The following is a 277-nucleotide window of genomic DNA, read 5'->3' as shown; positions in this document are numbered from 1 at the left end:
ATTTGGTACAGCGATTGCGTCGCCCTCTTTTAAGTCTTTTACATCTTTTTTGTCTTTAGAATATACGCCCATAGGGAATGTTACTGTTGAAAATTCTTCAGTTAATTTCATATTGCGTTCAGCTTTAAATACGTCTAAATAAGATTTCGTTTGATAGATATTTACATCGAGGCTTTTTTCATCTAAAGATACGTTCGGTGCTACATAATCATAAAATACTTTTACATCAATTTCGAGACCGTCTTTCGCTGCCACTTCATGTCTCTAATACACATCA

1 pseudogene is annotated in these 277 nt (G+C 33.9%); it reads right to left on the bottom strand.

Annotation, left to right across the window (positions count from 1 at the left end):
- Positions 1-258: pseudogene (locus tag ACSG5Z_RS30205) on the bottom strand (MetQ/NlpA family ABC transporter substrate-binding protein); the annotation flags it as partial.
- Between the last annotated feature and the right edge of the window lie 19 nt (positions 259-277).

It is taken from the genome of Bacillus pretiosus (genome assembly GCF_051294775.1).
Taxonomy (GTDB): Bacteria; Bacillota; Bacilli; order Bacillales; family Bacillaceae_G; genus Bacillus_A; species Bacillus_A wiedmannii.
This window is presented reverse-complemented; position numbering and strand designations above follow the sequence as displayed.